This window comes from Rhodoferax sp. OV413, assembly GCF_900104385.1.
Lineage (GTDB): Bacteria > Pseudomonadota > Gammaproteobacteria > Burkholderiales > Burkholderiaceae_C > Rhodoferax_B.
In genome coordinates, this window is sequence record NZ_FNJA01000001.1 from 17,179 (window position 1) to 34,987 (window position 17,809).

Genomic DNA, 17,809 nt, shown 5'->3' on the forward strand with positions numbered 1-17,809 from the left:
ATGCCAACCACTCCCGCAGAAGATGGCCTGGTGATCGAGATGCGCAATGTTGCGACGCGCTTCGGCGCGCACACCGTGCATACCGATGTGAACCTGGGCATCCGCAAGGCCGAGATATTCGCCTTGATTGGCGGCAGTGGTTCGGGCAAATCTACCTTGTTGCGCGAAATGGTTTTGCTGCAGCGCCCCAGCGCCGGCTCGGTCAAGGTGCTGGGCATGGACTTGCTCAGCATCGGCGATGGCGATGCCCTGGCGCTGTGCCGCCGTTGGGGTGTGATGTTCCAGCATGGCGGTTTGTTCGGCGCTCTGACGGTGGGTGACAACATCGGCTTGCCGCTGCGCGAACATACCCAGCTGCCGCCGGCCCTGATTGCGGAAATCGCCGCGACCAAGCTGGCGATGGTCGGCCTGGCGCCCGAGGTGGCAGCCCAGTATCCGGCCGAGCTCAGCGGCGGCATGCTCAAGCGTGCGGCGCTGGCGCGGGCCCTGGCCCTCGACCCCGAACTGCTGTTTCTGGACGAGCCGACTGCCGGCCTGGACCCGGTCAGTGCGGCCGGCGTGGACGCCTTGGTGCTGCAGTTGCGCGGGCTGTTTGGCCTGACCATCGTGATGGTGACCCACGATCTCGACCTGCTGTGGCAGGTAGCCGACCGGGTGGCCGTGCTGGCCCAGGGCACGGTGCAAGCCATAGGTTCGATGGCCGAGCTGTCGCAGCTGGACAACCCGGCGATCCGGCCCTTTTTTGACGGTCCGCGCAGCCGGGCAGTGCAAGCGCAGGCCGGAGAGGCCGAACAGCCCGCAGGCGGCACAACCAGGAGCACACCATCGAAACCAAAGTGAACTACCCCCTCGTAGGCGTATTCGTCCTGCTGCTAGGCGCGGCCCTGGTGGCGGGCCTGCTGTGGCTCGCCTCTGGCGGCGCCGTGCGCAAGCAATACGACCTGTACCTGGCGATCGAGAACGAATCGGTTGCCGGCCTGAACCTGAACGCGCCCGTCAAATACAACGGTGTAGAGGTCGGCCGGGTGCGCGACATCCACCTGGACGCCGCTAACCCGGAGCGCGTGCAGCTGACCTTTGCGATAGAGCAGGGCACGCCGATCAAGGAAGACACGGTGGCCGTGCTGAAAACCCAGGGGCTTACCGGCATCGCCTACGTGGAGCTGGGCGGCGGCACCCCGGCCGCGCCACTGCTGCGTGCCAAAGCGCCAGGCCTGTACCCGGAAATCCGCACCAAGCCCTCGCTCAGCGCTCGACTGGAAAACGTGCTCACCACCGCCGCCGAAAAGCTCGACCGCATATCGAACAATGTGGATGCGGTGCTGAGCAACGAGAACCGGCTTGCCATCCGCCAGGTGCTGGCCGACATGGCCGTGATCAGCCGCACCATTGCCGGCCGCAAAGACAGTATTGACAAGGGCCTCGCCAACGCCGCGCGCACCTTCCAGAACACCGCCCAGGCGTCGGCACAGCTCGGGCTCGCGATTGCGCGCATCGGCCCGGCCGCCGATGCCGTGCAGAAAATGGGCTTGGAAACCGCCCTCACCAGCCAGCGGGCTGCGCAGGTGATCGATGCCGCCGCCATCGATTTGGCCCGGGTGGGAGGCGAAACCCTGCCCGAAGTACAGCGCTTGCTGGGTGAAATGAATGCCTTGTCCGGTTCGCTGCGACGCCTGAGCGAGCAAACCGAGCGCAACCCCGCTTCCTTGCTCTGGGGGCGCAGCCTGGTGCCGAACGGGCCGGGCGAATCCAACCCACAAACCCCACAGGCAATAGCACCATGAAATACTTCCCCTTGATGCACCCTATGGGCTGGTGCAGCGCCCTTGTCGCCTTGGCGCTGGCCAGTGGATGCACGGCATTGCGCCCGGCGGCGGTGGCGCAGCCCAGCGTCTACACGCTGGGCACTGCGCTGGCGGCTGCGCCCGTGCAAGCCGCCGCGTCGGCGCCGACCTTGCTGGTGGATCTGCCGCGCGCGGCGCCGGGGTTCGACACCGCCCACATCGTCTACGTGCGCAGCCCGCATACCCTGGAGTACTTTGCCCACAACGCGTGGGTGGATACGCCGGCCCGCATGCTGGCGCCGCGGATCGTGGCCGCGTTGGGCCAGGGCGGCGCTTTCCGCGCGGTGGTGCTGGCACCGACTGCGGTGGCGGGCAGTCTGCGGCTGGACACCGAAATCCTGCGCCTGCAGCAAGACTTTTCCACTGCGCCCAGCCGCACCCGCTTTACGCTGCGCGCCACCTTGGTGGATTCCAGCACCCGCCGGGTGCTGGCCTGGCGCGAGTTTGATGCAAGCGTGGCAGCCAAGACCGATGACCCTTATGGCGGCGTAGTGGCGGCCCATGGCGCGGTGCAGGCGGTGTTGGACGAGCTGGCGGCGTTTTGCGCATCCACGCTTGCCGACCGATAACGCCTGACCTTTGTAGGGGTGCTGCGCGCAGGGCTTGAGTATTTTTGGCTTGGGCCTAGAATGCAGATAACTGTTTATTTATCCAGTATTTTCTGCCGCTATTTACCGCCATGCCTGCCCGCGCTGTTCCCTTTCTCGATTCCGTCTGGCGCGCCAGCGAGCTGAGCGCGGGTGGTGCGCCCACGGTGGCCAGCGGCCATGCGGCGCTGGACGCGGCGCTACCCGGCGGCGGCTGGCCCTGCGGCAGCCTGACCGAGCTGCTGCAAACCCAGGCCGGCGTACACGAGTGGCGCTTGCTGCTGCCGGCGCTGCGCACCGTGCCGGGCGCGGTGGTGCTGGTGGCCAGCCCGCATCTGCCGAATATGCCGGCGCTGGCCAGCATGGGTTTGCCCATGGCTTCCGTCTTGCTGGTCCATGCCAGCCGGCCGGCCGACCGGCTGTGGGCGGCCGAGCAGGCGCTGCGCTGCCGCGATGTCGGCGCGCTGCTGGTCTGGCTGGACCAGGCCCGGTCTGAGCAATTGAGGCGTTTGCAGATGGCTGCCCAAAGCGCCAACCAGAACCAGGCGCCGCTGGTGTTTGCCTTCCGGCCGCTGGGCGCACAGCACGAGTCGTCGCCCGCGCCGCTGCGCATCCGCCTGGGCAGCGCGCCCGGGCACCGGCTGGAACTCGGCGTGTTGAAGCGCCGCGGCCCCAGCCTGGACCGGCCGGTGCTGTTGCTGCCCGCGCTGCCACCGGCCCTGGTGAAACCGGCGCGCATATTTACGCCCCTTGTTGGCACCCCGCTGCATGCTGTGGATCGCCCTCGCACCCCTAGCGCCGCCTGAAGAAGCCGCGGAAGCCGAGGCGCTGCTGCAAGCCCTGGCCTGGGCCGTGCTGCAGTTCAGCCCCCGTGTCTGCCGGCTGGAGCAGGCTGTGCTGCTGGAGGTGGAGGCCAGCGTACGCCTGTTCCACGGCCAGCGCCAACTGCTGCGCCAGGTGCAGCAGCAAGCGGCGCCGTGGTGCGCCTGCAGCCTGGCGCTGGCGCCCACCGCCTTGGCTGCGCTGGCCCTGCTGAAGCAGCGCAGTGCAGCCTTAGTGGGCTGTAGTCCGCACACTCTGCAGGCCCGTCTGGACGGCCTGCCCATGCAATGCCTGGCGGCGTTGGCCGCCCATCTGCCGACCCTGCAGCGCCTTGGCTGCCGCAGCCTGGGCCAGGTGCGTGCGCTGCCACGTAGCGGTGTGTCTCGCCGCTTTGGCGCTGGTGTGTTGGACGCGCTGGACCGGGCCTATGGATTGAAGCCCGAACTCTATCCCTGGGTGGTGCTGCCCGAGCAGTTTCGCCTGCGGTTGGAATTTAGCGGCCGCATCGAGGTGGCTCAGGGCATGCTGTTTGGCGTGCAGCGCCTGCTGCTGCAGCTGAAAGCCTGGCTGCAGGCCCGGCAAAGCGGCGCCATCGGCGTGCGCCTGCACTGGGAGCATGACATGCAGCGCCGCAGCGAGGCGGCGGCCGGCTGCATGGAGGTGCGCACAGCCGAAGCCACCCGCGACACCGCACACCTGGCCAAGCTGCTGGCCGAGCATCTGGCTCACACCCAGCTGGCCGCGCCGGTGGTGGCTATCACGCTGGAAGCGCTGGGCGTGGAGCGGCTGCAGGTCGGCAGCCAGAGCCTGCTGCCTGAGGACCGGGTGCGCGGCGAATCGCTGCAGCAGTTCATTGAACGGGTCTCGGCCCGGCTCGGGCCACAGCAGGTGCTGCGTGCCCACGCCGTGGCCGACCACCGTCCGCAGCGCATGCAGACCTGGGCCGCGGCCAGCACCACGCCGCCCGGCAAACCTGTCGCGCCCGATCCGGCCCAGGCCTCGCATCCGCCGTGGATCTTGCGCCAGCCACAACCTCTGGCGGTGCAGAACCACCGCCCGCTGTACCAGGGGCCGCTGCGCCTGCTGGCCGGCCCCGAGCGCATCGAGGCCGGCTGGTGGGAGGGTGTAGAAGATTTGACCCGGCGCGACTACTTCATCGCCCACAGCGAACATTCCGGCCTGCTGTGGGTTTACCGCGAGCGGGCACCGGCCCGGGGCAGCAGTGGCTGGTTCTTGCATGGCTTGTATGGCTAATAAGGAATTGCCCGGCTATGCCGAGCTGTATTGCCTGAGCAACTTCAGCTTTCAGCGCGGGGCCTCGCATCCCGAGGAACTGGTGGAACGCGCATTGGAGCTGGGCTACACCGCCCTGGCGATCACCGACGAATGCTCGGTGGCCGGCGTGGTGCGCGCGCATGTGGCAGCACGCCAGCAGCCTTTGCATTTGCTGATCGGTTCCGAATTCAAGCTGCAGGACGGCAGCCGCTTGGTGCTGCTGGCCCGCAACCGCCGCGGCTACGGCCAGCTGTGCGAATGGATCACCCTGTGCCGCGCCCCGCGCGATGCTGACTACCGGCAAGACTCCGCGCATTGGGAGGCCCAGGCCAGCCAGCTGAACGACTGCCTGGCCTTGCTATCCCCACCCCGGCTGGCCGATGCGGACGCCATCGGCGCGCGTGCCCAGTGGCTGCAGCGCCTGTTTCCGCAGCGTTGCTGGATTGCGGTGACCCTGCTGCAGCGCCTGGACGACGCGCGCTGGCTGCACACGCTGCAGCAGGCCGGCCAGCGCAGCGGCCTGAGGCTGCTGGCTGCAGGTAACGTGCACATGCATGCGCGCTCGCGCAAGCCCTTGCACGACGTGATCAGCGCCGTGCGCCTGGGGCGGCCGGTGGCCGACTGCGGCTTTGCCTTGCAGCCGAATGCCGAGTCCCATTTGCGCACCCGCGTGCGCCTGGCCGGCCTGTACCCGCCCGAGCTGCTGCAGGAAAGCCTGCTGGTGGCCGCGCTGTGCACCTTTAACCTCGACGAACTGAAGTACGAATATCCGCAAGAGGTCGTGCCGCAGGGCCATACCGCGACCAGCTTTTTGCGCCTGAGCGCGCTGGCGGGTGCCGCCGAGCGCTACCCCGAGGGTGTGCCGGCCGATGTGCTGGCGCGGCTGGACTACGAGCTGGCGCTGATCAGCGACCTGAACTACGAAAAATACTTTCTGACCGTCTATGACATCGTGCGCTTTGCGCGCAGCCGCAACATCTTGTGCCAGGGCCGCGGCTCGGCGGCCAATTCGGTGGTCTGCTACTGCCTGCGGGTCACCGAGGTCGACCCAGTCCGAAGCCATGGCCTGTTCGAACGCTTCATCAGCCGCGAGCGCAACGAGCCGCCGGACATCGACGTCGATTTCGAGCACGAACGGCGCGAGGAGGTGATCCAGTATCTGTACGAGCGCTTCGGCCGGCACCGTGCCGCGCTGACCGCCACCGTGGTCACCTACCGGCCGCGCAGCGCCATCCGCGACGTGGGCAAGGCCTTGGGCTTGCCGCTGGACATGCTGGAGGCGCTGGCCAAGAACCATGTGTGGTGGGACGGCCCCGAGGCCATGCCCGAGCGCCTGCGCGAGATCGGCGTGGACCCCACGCTGCGCAGCATCGTCTTGCTGCTGGAATTGACGCGTACGCTGATCGGCTTTCCGCGCCATCTGTCGCAACACACCGGTGGCTTTGTGCTGACCGGCGACCGGCTCACTTCCAGCGTACCGGTGCGCAATGCCGCGATGGAAAACCGCACCACCATCGAGTGGGACAAAGACGATATCGACGCGCTGGGCCTGCTGAAGGTGGACGTGCTGGCTCTCGGCATGCTGACCGCCATCCACCGCAGCCTGAACTTCATCAGCCAGTGGCGTGGCTACGCATTCACCCGGCAGCACATCAAGGAGGGCGATACAGCGACTTACGACATGTGCTGCGCCGCCGACACCATAGGCGTGTTCCAGATCGAGTCGCGGGCCCAGCAGAGCATGCTGCCCCGGCTGCGGCCGCGTTGCTATTACGACCTGGTGGTGCAGGTGGCCATCGTGCGGCCCGGGCCCATCCAGGGCGGCATGGTGCACCCATTTCTGCGGCGCCGCCAGGGTCTGGAGCCCAAAACCTTACCCAATGAAGCGCTTGGTCCAGCCCTTGAACGCACGATGGGTGTACCGATTTTTCAAGAGCAGGTGATGCAGATCGCCATGATCGCCGCGGGCTTCAGCCCCGGCGAGGCTGACGAACTGCGCCGCGCCATGGCCGCCTGGAAGCGCAAGGGGGGTATCGAGAAGTTCTACCAGCGCATCCTGGACGGCATGGCGGAGCGTAAATATGAACCCGAGTTTGCCGAGGCGATCTTCCGCCAGATGCAGGGCTTTGGCGAATACGGCTTCCCAGAAAGCCACGCGGCCAGCTTTGCGCTGCTGGTCTACGACAGCGCATACATGAAATGCCATGAGCCAGGCTGTTTTCTGGCGGCCATGCTGAATTCGCTGCCTATGGGCTTTTACGGCCCGTCGCAATTGGTGCAGGATGCGCAGCGCCATGGCGTGGAAGTGCGGCCGGCCGACGTGACCCACAGCGACTGGGACTGCACCTTGGAAGATGGAGGGCAGGACCAGCCAGCGGTACGCCTGGGCCTGCGATTGGTGTCGGGCGTGTCCCAGAAGAACATGGTGCGCCTGGTGCAGGCCCGTGCCGATCAACCGTTCAGCAGCACCGAAGACCTGGCCTTGCGCGCGCAGCTGGACGCGCCTACCTTGAATGCGTTGGCCCGGGCCGATGCGCTGGCCAGCCTGTCCGGGCATCGGCGCCAGCAGGTCTGGGATGCCTCGGCCTTGCATGCCACGCCTGCGCTGCTGCGCGATGCGCCGGTGGATGAGCAGGCGCTGGCTTTGGAAGAGGCCCCCGAAGCCGAGGAAATCGTCTGGGACTACGCGGCCCTGGGCATGAGCTTGCGCCGCCACCCCGTGGCCTTGCTGCGTGGCTATTTACGCAAGCGCTGGCTGCTGTCGGCCGCCGAATTGCGCGATCTGCCGGAGGCCGCCACCGGCCGCATGGTGCGCGCCTGCGGCTTGGTCACCGTGCGGCAGCAGCCGGGTACGGCCAAGGGCATCGTGTTTGTCACGCTGGAGGACGAAACTGGCAGCGTGAACGTGATCGTCTGGAAGAGCCTGCGCGACAGCCAGCGCGCCCCCTTGCTGCAGGCCAAGCTGCTGGCGGTGTACGGCCAGTGGCAGCGCGTGGGTGAGGTGCGGCACCTGGTGGCCAAGCACTTGCGCGATGTCAGCAATTTGCTGGGCGAACTGGCTACCAGCAGCCGGGATTTTCATTGAGTTGTCACACGAATGCTATTAAATAAATAGCTATTTGCGCTGGTGGAATATGTGCCAGAGGCCTAAAAAGCTTATGAAGTGGATAGGGCAGATGGGTCACGGCTTTGTCATCGTTTTGACATCAAATTTCATGACACTGGCCGCTACCATCCCGCGCCCGTTTGTCTGACCCTACTGATGTCCGCACTTAAAAAAAATACTTCCGTACCCGAGTCCACCCCTGGAGCGCTGCTGGACCGCGACCACAGCATCCTGGCTTTCAACGAAAGGGTGCTGGACTGCGCCCTTCGGCCTGATGTGCCCTTACTGGAGCGGCTGCGCTACCTGTGCATCGTCTCGTCCAACCTGGATGAATTTTTTGAAGTGCGTGGCGCCCCGCACCTGGTGGCGGCCCACAGCAACGACTACCGCGGTGTCTACACCGTCGACTCTTTCAAGAAACTGGCGGCCGATGCCCATGCGCTGGTAGCGCGCCAGTACGCGCTGTACAACGACCAGCTGCAGCCGGCGTTTGCCGAGCAAGGCTTCCAGATCATTCCGCATGGCGAGCGCAACCCCGTGCAGCGCCGCTGGGTCAAGGCCTACTTTGACCGCGAAGTCCGCCCATTGCTGATGCCGGTGGGGCTGGACCCCGCACACCCGTTTCCGCAGGTGGCCAACAAGTCGCTGAACTTCATCGTGCGTCTGCGCGGGCACGATGCGTTTGGCCGTGAGAACGAGATCACCATCGTCAAGGTGCCGCGCGTGCTGCCGCGGCTGATCCGCTTGCCGGATGCGGTGTCGGGCGAGCGCATGCTGTTCGTGTCGCTGTCGAGCGTGATCCGTGCGCATCTGCACGAGATGTTTGTCGGCCGCGAGGTTGGGCAGTTTTCGCAGTTCCGCGTGACCCGGCATTCCGACCTGGCGGTAGACGAGGACGATGTGCGCAACCTGCGCACCGCACTGCGTCAGGGCTTGGAAATACGGCACTTTGGCCAGGCGGTGCGGCTGGAGGTGTCGGCCGATTGCTCCGAGCATTTGTCGCAATTTCTGCTGCGGCAGTTCGACCTGCCCGAGCAGGCGCTGTACCGCGTGCATGGCCCGGTGAACCTGGCGCGGCTGACCCAGCTGATCGACCTGGTGGACCGGCCAGCCTTGCTGTTCCCGCCGTTCCAGGCCAGCTGGCCGCGGCAGCTGACGCGCGGGCAGTCGTTTTTTGAACGCCTGAAGCAAGGTGATGTGCTGATCCACCAGCCATTCGAGAGCTTTGATGCGGTGCTGGCCTTCTTACGCGAGGCGGTTCACGACCCGGCGGTGCTGGCCATCAAGCAAACCATTTACCGCACCGGCCCGGATTCCGAGCTGATGGCCTTGCTGCGTGAAGCCGTGCGCCGCGGCAAAGAAGTCACCGTGGTGGTGGAGCTGAAAGCCCGTTTCGACGAAGAAGCCAATATCAACTGGGCGGAGATGCTGGAGTCAATTGGCGCCCAGGTGGTGTACGGCGTGGTGGGTCTGAAAACCCACGCCAAGATGCTGCTGGTGACGCGCCGTGAAGGCAAGCAGCTGCGCCGCTACGGCCATTTGTCCACCGGCAACTACAACCCGCGCACGGCCCGGCTGTACACCGACATCAGCCAGCTGACCGCCGACGCGGCGCTGACCAGCGACATGGAGCAGGTGTTTGTGCACATCGCCGGCCAGAGCAAGCTGCCGCGCCTGCGCCGCCTATGGCTGGCACCGTTCCAGCTGCACCGCAAGCTGACCGACACGATGGATGCGCTGGGCAAGGCTGCGGCGCAGGGCAAGTCGACCCGCATCGTCGCCAAGATGAATGCGCTGACCGACGAGGCGCTGATTGCCGCCCTGGTGCGCGCGGGCCAGCAGGGCGTGCGCATCGACTTGGTGGTGCGCGGCGCCTGCATGCTGCCCGGCCAGGTGCCGGGCTGGACCGACAACATCCGCGTGCGCTCGGTGGTCGGCCGGTTTCTGGAGCATTCGCGCATCTTCTACTTCCGCAATGGCGACAAGGAAGATCTCTATCTGTCGAGCGCCGACTGGATGAACCGCAACATGCTGCGCCGCATCGAGCTAGCCTGGCCGGTCACCGACCCGCAACTGCGCCAGCGCGTGATCGACGAATGCCTGGTGCCCTATCTGCTGGATGAACGCGATGCCTGGGACCTGGGCCCGGACGGTAGCTATACCCGAACCCGCAGCGACGGCCCTGGCGCGCAGGCCGCCTTGATGGGCCGCTACGGCCAACGCCGCAGGTGAACGCCATGGACCTGATCTTGTGGCGCCACGCCGAAGCAGAGGAGGGGGATGAAACCGTGGACGACATGGTCCGTTGCCTGACGCCGCGCGGCGTCAAGCAAGCCCACCGCATGGCCCAGTGGCTGGACCGGAATCTGCCCGAAAGCACCCGGGTACTGGCCAGCCCGGCGCACCGTACCGAGCAAACCGTACGCGCTATGGGCCGCCGCTACAAACTGCGGCCTGAATTGGCGCCTGGTTGCAGCCCAGAGCAGCTATTGGCGGCTGCCCAGTGGCCGGACAGCAAGGCTGCGGTATTGGTTGTCGGCCACCAGCCCACACTGGGTCAGACGATTGCCCAGTTGCTGGGCATGGGCGACGTGGAGCTGTCGGTGCGCAAGGGCGCGGTCTGGTGGCTGCGCCGGCGCGACCGTGACGGCCTGGCCCAGACCGTGGTGGTCACGGTGCAGGCCCCGGAGCTGCTTTAGGCCTTCTTTGCGACCTTTTTGACTGCTTTCTTGGCGGCGGGCTTGGCCGGCGCTGCGCTGGCGGCTTCTGCTGCAGGGCGGCCGGTCTTGATGGTTGGCACGGCGTGCAGGGCTACCCGCAAAGCTGCATCCGACATGGCGGCCAGGGCCTTGATGCCGGCGCGCAGCAACTCGCTCTTCTTGGCGGGCTGGGCCAGCGCGATGGCGCGCAGTTTCAGGTCGTCCAGCACGGTGTATTCGGCTTTGGGGATGGTGAAGCTGTCGCGGACCAGCTTGGGCTTCTTGGCCTTGGCGGGCTTCTCGGCGGCGACTGCGGCCACTGGCTTGGGCTTGGCTACAACGGCCTTGGGTTTTGCAGCAGGGGCTTTGGTGCTCTTGGCCACTTTGGCGCGCACAGGGGCTGCTTTGGGTGCGGCGGCCTTGGCGGGCACAGTCTTTTCGACGGGTGCGGCGGGCGCTGCAACTGGTGCGGCTACGGGTGTGCTGGTGGCTTTGGGGGCGGCGGTCATGCGGAAATTCCTTTTTTAAACGATTTATATAGTTTATATGGTTTTGAGGAATTTTTGAAGCCGTCAGCGGGTGTTGGCGTACTTTTCACGCGGCTGTCATGGCCGTGACTTACTGTGCACGGTTGTCCCGTTGCGATGGAGTAATACTTTGGATGCTTTTGCGGTGGATATGCCCAGCCTGACCCGCGACTACCTGCCGACCAGCGTGCGCCAGGGGCGCGGACCCTTGGCCGAACTGATGCGCAAGAACGCACTGTATTCGGTGTTCCAGCCGATCGTGGACCTGCGCAATGGCAGCGTGTATGCGCACGAGGCCCTGATCCGTGGTGTGGAAGGCACGCCGCTGTTTGGCGCCGATGCTTTGTTCCAGGCCGCGCGCGCAGAAGGCCTGTTGTTCGAGTTCGAGCTGTACTGCATTGGCGTGGCGTTGGAAGGCTGGGGCCGTTTGCAGGAGCCGGGCCGCTTGTTTGTGAACATCAGTGCCGACGCCCTGGTGGACGTGGTGCAGCGCCAGGGCTGTACCAAGCTCGTGCATCTGGTGCGCAGCTTTCGGGTTTTGCCCCGCATGCTGGTGCTCGAGCTGACCGAGCATGAGCGTGTTAACAACATGGACCAGTTGATCGACGTGGTGCGCGAAGTGCGCGCGGCCGGCCTGTCGCTGGCGCTGGACGACTTTGGCGATGGGCGCTCCAGCCTGCGCCTGTGGTCGCAGGTGAAGCCGGAGATCGTGAAGATCGACAAGTACTTCACCAAGGACATCTCCCAGCATGCGGACAATCTACAAACCTTGCAGGCGCTGAAGCAGATTGCCACTATTTTCGGCACCCAACTGGTGGCCGAAGGCATTGAAACCAAGGACGACCTGCGGGTGTTGCGCGATCTGGACCTGGCCTACGGCCAGGGCTATCTGCTGGGCCGACCCGAGCTGTTGCCGCGGGTGAAGGTGAAAGAGCTGGCCCTGGAGGTGCTGAACGACACCTTGGTGTCGATCTTTCCGGCGTCCGGGCGGGTGTCCCGGTCAGGCGTGTTGCGTGGCTTGTCGGTGCAGCAGGCGCCCTGTGCCGGAATCCACACCACCAACGACCAGTTGTCGGTGCTGTTTTTGCAGCATCCTGAGCTGCATGCGATTGCCATCGTCGATCAGGGCCGGCCGCTGGCGTTGGTGAACCGGCACGAGTTCATGACGCATTACGCTACGCAGTACTACCGCGAAGTGCACGGGCGCAAGCCCTGCCTGGCCAATGCCAACCATGCGCCGCGGCTGGTGGAGCGCGACCATAACGTCGACGAGCTGGTGGGCATACTGACCTCGCAAGACCAGCGCTACCTGACCGAGGGCTTTATCGTCACCGAAAACGGGCGCTACATCGGGCTGGGTACCGGCGACCAGCTGGTGCGCTCGGTGACCGAGGTGCGGCTGGAGGCGGCCCGCCATGCGAACCCGCTGACCTTTTTGCCCGGCAATATCCCTATCAGCCAGCACATCGAGCGTTTGATGGACGCCGGTGCCGACTTTGTGGCCTGTTATGCGGACCTGAACCACTTCAAGCCGTTCAATGACCATTACGGCTACTGGCGCGGCGATGAAATGATTCGCCTGGTGGCCAAGCTGGCGCTGGCGCACTGCGATGCCAAGCGGGATTTCGTCGGCCACGTGGGCGGTGATGATTTCATTTTTTTGTTCCAGAGCAGCGACTGGGCCCAGCGTTGCGAAGCTATCGTACAGGAGTTTGCCGAGCGGGCCCTGACCCTGTTCGATGATGCGGCGCGGCTGGCTGGGGGCATCCAGGCCGAAGACCGCCAGGGCGCACAGCGGTTCTTTCCGTTCACTACGCTGTCGATAGGCGCGGTGCGGATCCAGCGGGGCCAGTACGGCCACGCCGAGGAGGTGGCGAATGCCGCAGCATTGGCCAAGCACGATGCCAAAGTGCATGGCGCCGGCCTGTTCGTACGTGGGGCGGCGGACATTTTGCCGGTTTGAGCCGGCAATTGCATTTGTAAGACATGGCAGTCTGCAGGGCCACAAACTGCTCTATAAAATGGGTGTATGGCCACCAAAACACCCAAAAAGCCACCGCAGCCTCCGACCCAGCCTTCAGTTCCTGATGACGGCGGTTCGGTCGTGCTCGAGCGGCGCACCGAAAAAGTCCAGCCGCCCCAGATGCACCAGGTGCTGATGCTCAACGACGACTACACCCCTATGGAGTTCGTCGTGGTCGTGATCCAGGAGTTTTTTGGCAAAGACCGCGAAACAGCCACCCAAATCATGCTCAAAATCCACTTGGACGGAAAAGCCGTATGCGGCGTTTATTCCAAAGATGTGGCTGCGACCAAGGTCGATCAGGTGCTGGAGGCCGCCAAGCAATCGGGACATCCATTGCAATGCGTCAGCGAACCTGTAGGTTGATAGCTTGAATAAGTAAAAGCGCAACCCATGTAGAGTGCGTCATCAGAGTGTCGTTAACAGCAAGGCAAAAAAGGAATTCACATGATTGCCCAAGAATTGGAAGTCAGTTTGCACATGGCTTTTGTGGAAGCGCGCCAGCAACGCCACGAATTTATTACCGTCGAGCACCTGCTGCTGGCCTTGCTGGACAACCCCAGCGCGGCCGAAGTTTTGCGCGCCTGCTCGGCCAATATCGACGATTTGCGCAAATCGTTGAGCAATTTCATCAAAGACAACACCCCGCAAGTCGCGGGTACCGACGATGTAGATACCCAGCCCACGTTGGGCTTCCAGCGCGTGATCCAGCGCGCCATCATGCATGTGCAGTCCACAGGCAGCGGCAAAAAAGAAGTGACTGGCGCCAATGTGCTGGTAGCGATTTTTGGCGAAAAAGATTCGCACGCCGTGTATTACCTGCACCAGCAGGGTGTAACGCGCCTGGACGTGGTGAACTTTATCGCCCACGGCATCAAGAAGAGCGACCCACCTGAGCCCGCCAAGGCGGCAGAAAGCCAGTCCGATGGTGAAGAAGGCGGTAGCGAGAAGAGCGAAAAATCGTCTCCCCTGGAGCAATTCACCCAAAACCTGAACCAAATGGCGAAGGAAGGCAAGATTGATCCGCTGATCGGCCGTGAGTACGAGGTGGAGCGCACGATTCAGATTCTGTGCCGCCGCCGCAAGAACAACCCGCTGCTGGTGGGCGAGGCTGGCGTGGGCAAGACCGCGATTGCCGAGGGTCTGGCCTGGCGCATCACGCAAAAGGAAGTGCCTGAAATCCTGGCCGAAGCCGTGGTGTATTCGCTGGACATGGGCGCATTGCTGGCGGGTACCAAGTACCGTGGTGATTTTGAGCAACGCCTCAAGGGCGTGCTCAAGTCGCTGAAGGACAAACCCAACGCGGTTTTGTTCATTGACGAAATCCACACGTTGATTGGTGCCGGTGCGGCATCGGGTGGCACGCTGGATGCGTCCAATCTGCTCAAGCCAGCCCTGTCCAGCGGCCAGCTGAAGTGCATTGGTGCCACCACGTTCACCGAATACCGTGGCATCTTCGAGAAAGATGCTGCGCTGTCCCGCCGCTTCCAGAAGGTCGATGTGGTGGAGCCGACCGTGCAGGAAACCGTGGAAATCCTCAAGGGTTTGAAGTCACGCTTCGAAGAGCACCATGGTGTGAAGTATGCGGTAGCCGCCTTGCAGGCCGCTGCCGAGCTGAGCGCCAAGTACATCAACGACCGCCATCTGCCCGACAAGGCGATTGACGTGATCGATGAAGCCGGTGCTGCCCAGCGTATTCTGGCGCCCAGCAAACGCAAGAAAACCATCACCAAGACTGAGGTGGAGGAAATCGTGGCCAAGATCGCCCGCATTCCCCCCGCCAATGTGTCCAACGATGACCGAGGCAAACTCAAGACGCTGGAACGCGATTTGAAGAACGTGGTGTTCGGCCAGGATAAGGCCCTGGACGTGCTCGCATCTGCGGTGAAGATGGCCCGTTCGGGCTTGGGCAAGGGCGACAAGCCGATCGGCTCGTTCCTGTTCAGCGGTCCTACCGGTGTCGGCAAGACCGAAGCGGCGAAGCAACTGGCCTACATCATGGGCATTGAGCTGATACGCTTCGACATGTCGGAATACATGGAGCGCCATGCGGTGAGCCGTTTGATCGGCGCGCCCCCGGGCTACGTTGGTTTTGACCAGGGCGGCTTGCTGACTGAGGCCGTTACCAAGAAGCCGCATTGCGTGCTGCTGCTGGATGAAATCGAAAAAGCCCATCCGGACATCTTCAACGTGCTGCTGCAGGTGATGGACCACGGCACCTTGACCGATAACAACGGGCGTAAGGCTGACTTCCGCAACGTCATCATCATCATGACGACGAATGCGGGTGCCGAGACCATGAACAAGGCGACGATCGGCTTTACCAATCCACGCCAGTCGGGTGACGAAATGGCGGACATCAAACGCCTGTTCACACCCGAGTTCCGCAACCGCCTGGATGCGACGGTCAGCTTCAAGGCATTGGACGAAACCATCATCCTGCGGGTGGTCGACAAGTTCTTGCTGCAACTGGAAACCCAGTTGGCCGAGAAGAAGGTGGATGTCACATTCACCGACAACCTGCGTAAGTATCTCGGCAAGAAGGGCTTTGATCCCTTGATGGGCGCGCGGCCTATGCAGCGCCTGATCCAGGACACGATCCGCCGTGCCTTGGCCGATGAGTTGCTGTTCGGTCGCCTGATCGATGGTGGCCGCCTGACGGTGGACATGAAGATCACCACTGACGAGAAGGGAGTGGAAACCGGTGAAGTTGAGTTGGATATCCAACCGCTGCCCAAGAAAGAAGGGCGCGCGAAGCCAGAGTCCGAAGAGGCTACGGCCGGCTAAAGCTTAAGCGCAACGCAAAAGGGGTGGTACTGCAAAGTACCACCCCTTTTTTATTAAAGGCTTCTGGATCGATTACAGCGGCAAGGTGTCCAGCGCGGAGTAGGCCTTGCGCAGCCAGGTTTTGACGCGCTGGCGTTCCAGCATGCCGAGGCCATCGGTTTCGCTGCGTTCGTGCACTGCACTCCAGAAGCTGGCATTTTGACGGTCAATCTTGCGCATGCTGGCGTCTTGCAGCTGTGGCAGCTCGATCACACGGGCGCCGCAGGCCAAAGCGTTCTGCATGGCTGCTGATGACTTCATCAACGAGAAATCGGATCCGCGGCCCAGATTCAGTACGACGATGTAGTTGGGCGCCGTGCCGAAGCTCTCCATCAGGTCGGTCAGCAGATTTACCGAATCTTTACCTTCATCAATAACGTGCCAAAAGTTCACGGCGATCTTCAAATCTGCCAGTACTTCAAACAGGTCCGAGTCTTTGATCCAGCGCGCTAGTGGAGCCGCAGTTTGCGCTGCCAAGTCAACGATAACGTTCTGTTCGGAGTTAACTTCAAAAGCTTCGGCAATGACATCCAGTCCTTCAAAGCTGTCGACCACTACAGGCGAAGCGAAGTCGGGATAAAACCGGGTGAAGGAATTGTGTGAACGGTCGGTATCAAAGCCGGTAAATGCTTTGCCGGTATCCAGAAAATACTGTGCCAGTACGCGTGCCGTCACCGATTTGCCTACGCCGCCCTTTTCACCACCAATAAAATTGATTGAACTCATGTATTTCCCTGGATTGTTTAGTTGATTCTACGGTCTGGGGTTTGAGCCCGTTAACGCATTTTCAAAGTTCTAAAAGCAAAAACTATGCGCAATATTTGTTGCATGTGCGTGAATGGATGCGCTCAGGCTCACGCAGCAGCGCGAAGTACGCCCCTGAAACTAGCTTGCCAGCGTGTGTAAAACTGCGCATTCAATGCCACCTTAAAAAGTCGATCTAAGTCTTTGATCTTGTGCCATCTTTTTGATTTCGATACACTTCGGTTTAATCGTTTCTGAACCGGAGATGAACGCATGCCCTCCACTGAAAGCCCCGCCTTGAACCGCCTGCTACAAATTGTTGCGATATTTACCTGCACCGTGACGCTCTGCGCGATGCCCGCACACGCTGCGCAGCGTAAAAAAGTAGAAATCCAGAAAACCAATGCCGCCAGCAAAGTTGCCAAGCGCAGCAGTGGCGAAAAGTCCGTGCGCGTTGCCCGGACCTCCAAAACTGCAGTTTCTGCAAAATCGCGGGTGCGCGTTCCCGTCACCATCATTCCGGCGATACCTTCGTTCGGTGAATTGGCTGGGTTGCACGGCGCACCAGATGCGCTAGCCCTCAAATCCAGCGTGGCCCTGGTGATTGACCAAGACACCCGTGAAGTGCTGTTCAGCAAGAATGAACAGGCTGTTTTGCCGATTGCGTCGCTGACCAAGTTGATGACGGGCGTGGTGGTCAACGAAGCCCATCTGCCGATGGACGAAGAAATTACCATTACCCAAGACGATGTGGATACCGAGAAGCGCAGCCGTTCGCGTTTGACCGTTGGTACCTCGTTGAGCCGCGGTGAGCTTTTGCATTTGGCGCTGATGTCAAGCGAAAACCGCGCAGCCCACGCGTTGGGGCGCACTTACCCCGGTGGCATGAATACCTTCGTTGCTCTGATGAACGCCAAGGCCAAGGCCTTGGGCATGAAGGACACGCGCTATGTCGAGCCTACCGGCTTGTCCAGCAACAACCAGTCCAGCGCCCACGATCTGGCCACCTTGGTGAATGCTGCGTACAACGAGCCAACGCTGCGTGAACTGACCACGTCGCCGGGTTACCAGGTGGATGTGGGCAGCCGCACCCTGCAGTTCAACAATACCAACCGCCTAGTCAAGAACCCCGACTGGGACATCGGCATACAAAAAACCGGCTTCATCAACGAAGCCGGACAGTGCCTGGTGTTGCAAGCCAAGATTGCTGGCCGCAAACTGATCATGGTGTTCCTGGATTCGGCTGGCAAGCTGAGCCGGATTGGCGATGCAGAGCGCGTCCGTCGCTGGGTGGAGTCTACCCCCCACGTGGCCAACAATGCCACCAAAGTCGCGGGCTAATAAGCCTTTAAGCCG

At 62.9% G+C, this 17,809-nt stretch carries 14 protein-coding genes; 12 read left to right on the top strand and 2 right to left on the bottom strand.

The window, feature by feature from the left end; all coding sequences use genetic code 11:
• The 8 genes from BLT66_RS00075 to BLT66_RS00110 all read left to right on the top strand — a co-directional run bounded on the left by BLT66_RS00075 (position 1) and on the right by BLT66_RS00110 (position 10,333).
• A complete protein-coding gene (locus BLT66_RS00075) occupies positions 1-840 on the top strand; it encodes an ABC transporter ATP-binding protein (RefSeq protein WP_218922538.1) in 840 nt (279 codons plus the stop codon).
• The gene (locus BLT66_RS00080; protein ID WP_218922539.1) at positions 837-1,784 is read left to right on the top strand and encodes an MlaD family protein; all 948 of its coding nucleotides are present in this window, start codon (positions 837-839) and stop codon (positions 1,782-1,784) included. Before BLT66_RS00075 ends, BLT66_RS00080 begins: the two co-directional genes overlap by 4 nt.
• On the top strand, positions 1,781-2,413 hold the full coding sequence (locus BLT66_RS00085; protein WP_092754126.1) for an ABC-type transport auxiliary lipoprotein family protein: 633 nt from the start codon (positions 1,781-1,783) through the stop codon (positions 2,411-2,413). The genes BLT66_RS00080 and BLT66_RS00085 overlap by 4 nt, the downstream gene beginning before the upstream one ends.
• A 110-nt stretch (positions 2,414-2,523) precedes the next feature.
• Positions 2,524-3,237, top strand: coding sequence for a translesion DNA synthesis-associated protein ImuA (gene imuA / locus BLT66_RS00090; protein ID WP_092754129.1), 714 nt, complete (start codon positions 2,524-2,526; stop codon positions 3,235-3,237).
• Complete coding sequence (locus BLT66_RS00095) at positions 3,200-4,507, top strand: Y-family DNA polymerase (protein ID WP_092754132.1); 1,308 nt, start codon at positions 3,200-3,202, stop codon at positions 4,505-4,507. The genes imuA and BLT66_RS00095 overlap by 38 nt, the downstream gene beginning before the upstream one ends.
• Positions 4,500-7,613 carry an error-prone DNA polymerase gene (locus BLT66_RS00100; RefSeq protein ID WP_092754135.1) on the top strand — a complete coding sequence of 1,038 codons (3,114 nt, stop codon included), beginning with the start codon at positions 4,500-4,502 and terminating at the stop codon, positions 7,611-7,613. The genes BLT66_RS00095 and BLT66_RS00100 overlap by 8 nt, the downstream gene beginning before the upstream one ends.
• Positions 7,614-7,790: 177 nt before the next feature.
• A complete protein-coding gene (gene ppk1 / locus BLT66_RS00105; protein ID WP_092754138.1) occupies positions 7,791-9,866 on the top strand; it encodes a polyphosphate kinase 1 in 2,076 nt (691 codons plus the stop codon).
• 5 nt (positions 9,867-9,871) lie between these two features.
• On the top strand, positions 9,872-10,333 hold the full coding sequence (locus tag BLT66_RS00110; protein ID WP_092756939.1) for a SixA phosphatase family protein: 462 nt from the start codon (positions 9,872-9,874) through the stop codon (positions 10,331-10,333).
• On the opposite strand, the gene BLT66_RS00115 is transcribed toward BLT66_RS00110, so the two are convergent.
• Positions 10,330-10,842, bottom strand: coding sequence for a hypothetical protein (locus BLT66_RS00115; RefSeq protein ID WP_176954930.1), 513 nt, complete (start codon positions 10,840-10,842; stop codon positions 10,330-10,332). The genes BLT66_RS00110 and BLT66_RS00115 overlap by 4 nt on opposite strands.
• 169 nt (positions 10,843-11,011) lie before the next feature.
• On the opposite strand from BLT66_RS00115, the gene BLT66_RS00120 reads away from it, so the two are divergent.
• From BLT66_RS00120 to clpA, 3 genes are all read left to right on the top strand, one after another.
• Positions 11,012-12,823 carry an EAL domain-containing protein gene (locus tag BLT66_RS00120; protein WP_092756941.1) on the top strand — a complete coding sequence of 604 codons (1,812 nt, stop codon included), beginning with the start codon at positions 11,012-11,014 and terminating at the stop codon, positions 12,821-12,823.
• 66 nt (positions 12,824-12,889) lie between these two features.
• Complete coding sequence (gene clpS, locus BLT66_RS00125; protein ID WP_092754141.1) at positions 12,890-13,249, top strand: ATP-dependent Clp protease adapter ClpS; 360 nt, start codon at positions 12,890-12,892, stop codon at positions 13,247-13,249.
• A gap of 81 nt (positions 13,250-13,330) precedes the next feature.
• Positions 13,331-15,670 (top strand): ATP-dependent Clp protease ATP-binding subunit ClpA, encoded by a 2,340-nt coding sequence (clpA, locus tag BLT66_RS00130; RefSeq protein WP_092754144.1) that lies wholly within the window; start codon positions 13,331-13,333, stop codon positions 15,668-15,670.
• 72 nt (positions 15,671-15,742) lie between these two features.
• On the opposite strand, the gene BLT66_RS00135 is transcribed toward clpA, so the two are convergent.
• On the bottom strand, positions 15,743-16,435 hold the full coding sequence (locus BLT66_RS00135; protein WP_092754147.1) for a nucleotide-binding protein: 693 nt from the start codon (positions 16,433-16,435) through the stop codon (positions 15,743-15,745).
• A gap of 291 nt (positions 16,436-16,726) precedes the next feature.
• Here BLT66_RS00135 and BLT66_RS00140 point away from each other — a divergent pair, with 291 nt between their 5' ends.
• Positions 16,727-17,794 (top strand): serine hydrolase, encoded by a 1,068-nt coding sequence (locus BLT66_RS00140; RefSeq protein WP_092754150.1) that lies wholly within the window; start codon positions 16,727-16,729, stop codon positions 17,792-17,794.
• The last annotated feature ends 15 nt before the right edge of the window (positions 17,795-17,809 follow it).

Excerpts from the sequence above, each read along its gene's own strand:
- BLT66_RS00075 (WP_218922538.1), top strand. The coding sequence starts at position 1 with ATGCCAACCACTCCCGCAGAAGATGGCCTGGTGATCGAGATGCGCAAT.
- BLT66_RS00085 (WP_092754126.1), top strand. The coding sequence starts at position 1,781 with ATGAAATACTTCCCCTTGATGCACCCTATGGGCTGGTGCAGCGCCCTT.
- imuA (WP_092754129.1), top strand. The coding sequence starts at position 2,524 with ATGCCTGCCCGCGCTGTTCCCTTTCTCGATTCCGTCTGGCGCGCCAGC.
- BLT66_RS00095 (WP_092754132.1), top strand. The coding sequence starts at position 3,200 with ATGCTGTGGATCGCCCTCGCACCCCTAGCGCCGCCTGAAGAAGCCGCG.
- BLT66_RS00100 (WP_092754135.1), top strand. The coding sequence starts at position 4,500 with ATGGCTAATAAGGAATTGCCCGGCTATGCCGAGCTGTATTGCCTGAGC.
- ppk1 (WP_092754138.1), top strand. The coding sequence starts at position 7,791 with ATGTCCGCACTTAAAAAAAATACTTCCGTACCCGAGTCCACCCCTGGA.
- BLT66_RS00110 (WP_092756939.1), top strand. The coding sequence starts at position 9,872 with ATGGACCTGATCTTGTGGCGCCACGCCGAAGCAGAGGAGGGGGATGAA.
- BLT66_RS00115 (WP_176954930.1), bottom strand. The coding sequence starts at position 10,842 with ATGACCGCCGCCCCCAAAGCCACCAGCACACCCGTAGCCGCACCAGTT.
- BLT66_RS00120 (WP_092756941.1), top strand. The coding sequence starts at position 11,012 with ATGCCCAGCCTGACCCGCGACTACCTGCCGACCAGCGTGCGCCAGGGG.
- clpS (WP_092754141.1), top strand. The coding sequence starts at position 12,890 with ATGGCCACCAAAACACCCAAAAAGCCACCGCAGCCTCCGACCCAGCCT.
- clpA (WP_092754144.1), top strand. The coding sequence starts at position 13,331 with ATGATTGCCCAAGAATTGGAAGTCAGTTTGCACATGGCTTTTGTGGAA.
- BLT66_RS00135 (WP_092754147.1), bottom strand. The coding sequence starts at position 16,435 with ATGAGTTCAATCAATTTTATTGGTGGTGAAAAGGGCGGCGTAGGCAAA.
- BLT66_RS00140 (WP_092754150.1), top strand. The coding sequence starts at position 16,727 with ATGCCCTCCACTGAAAGCCCCGCCTTGAACCGCCTGCTACAAATTGTT.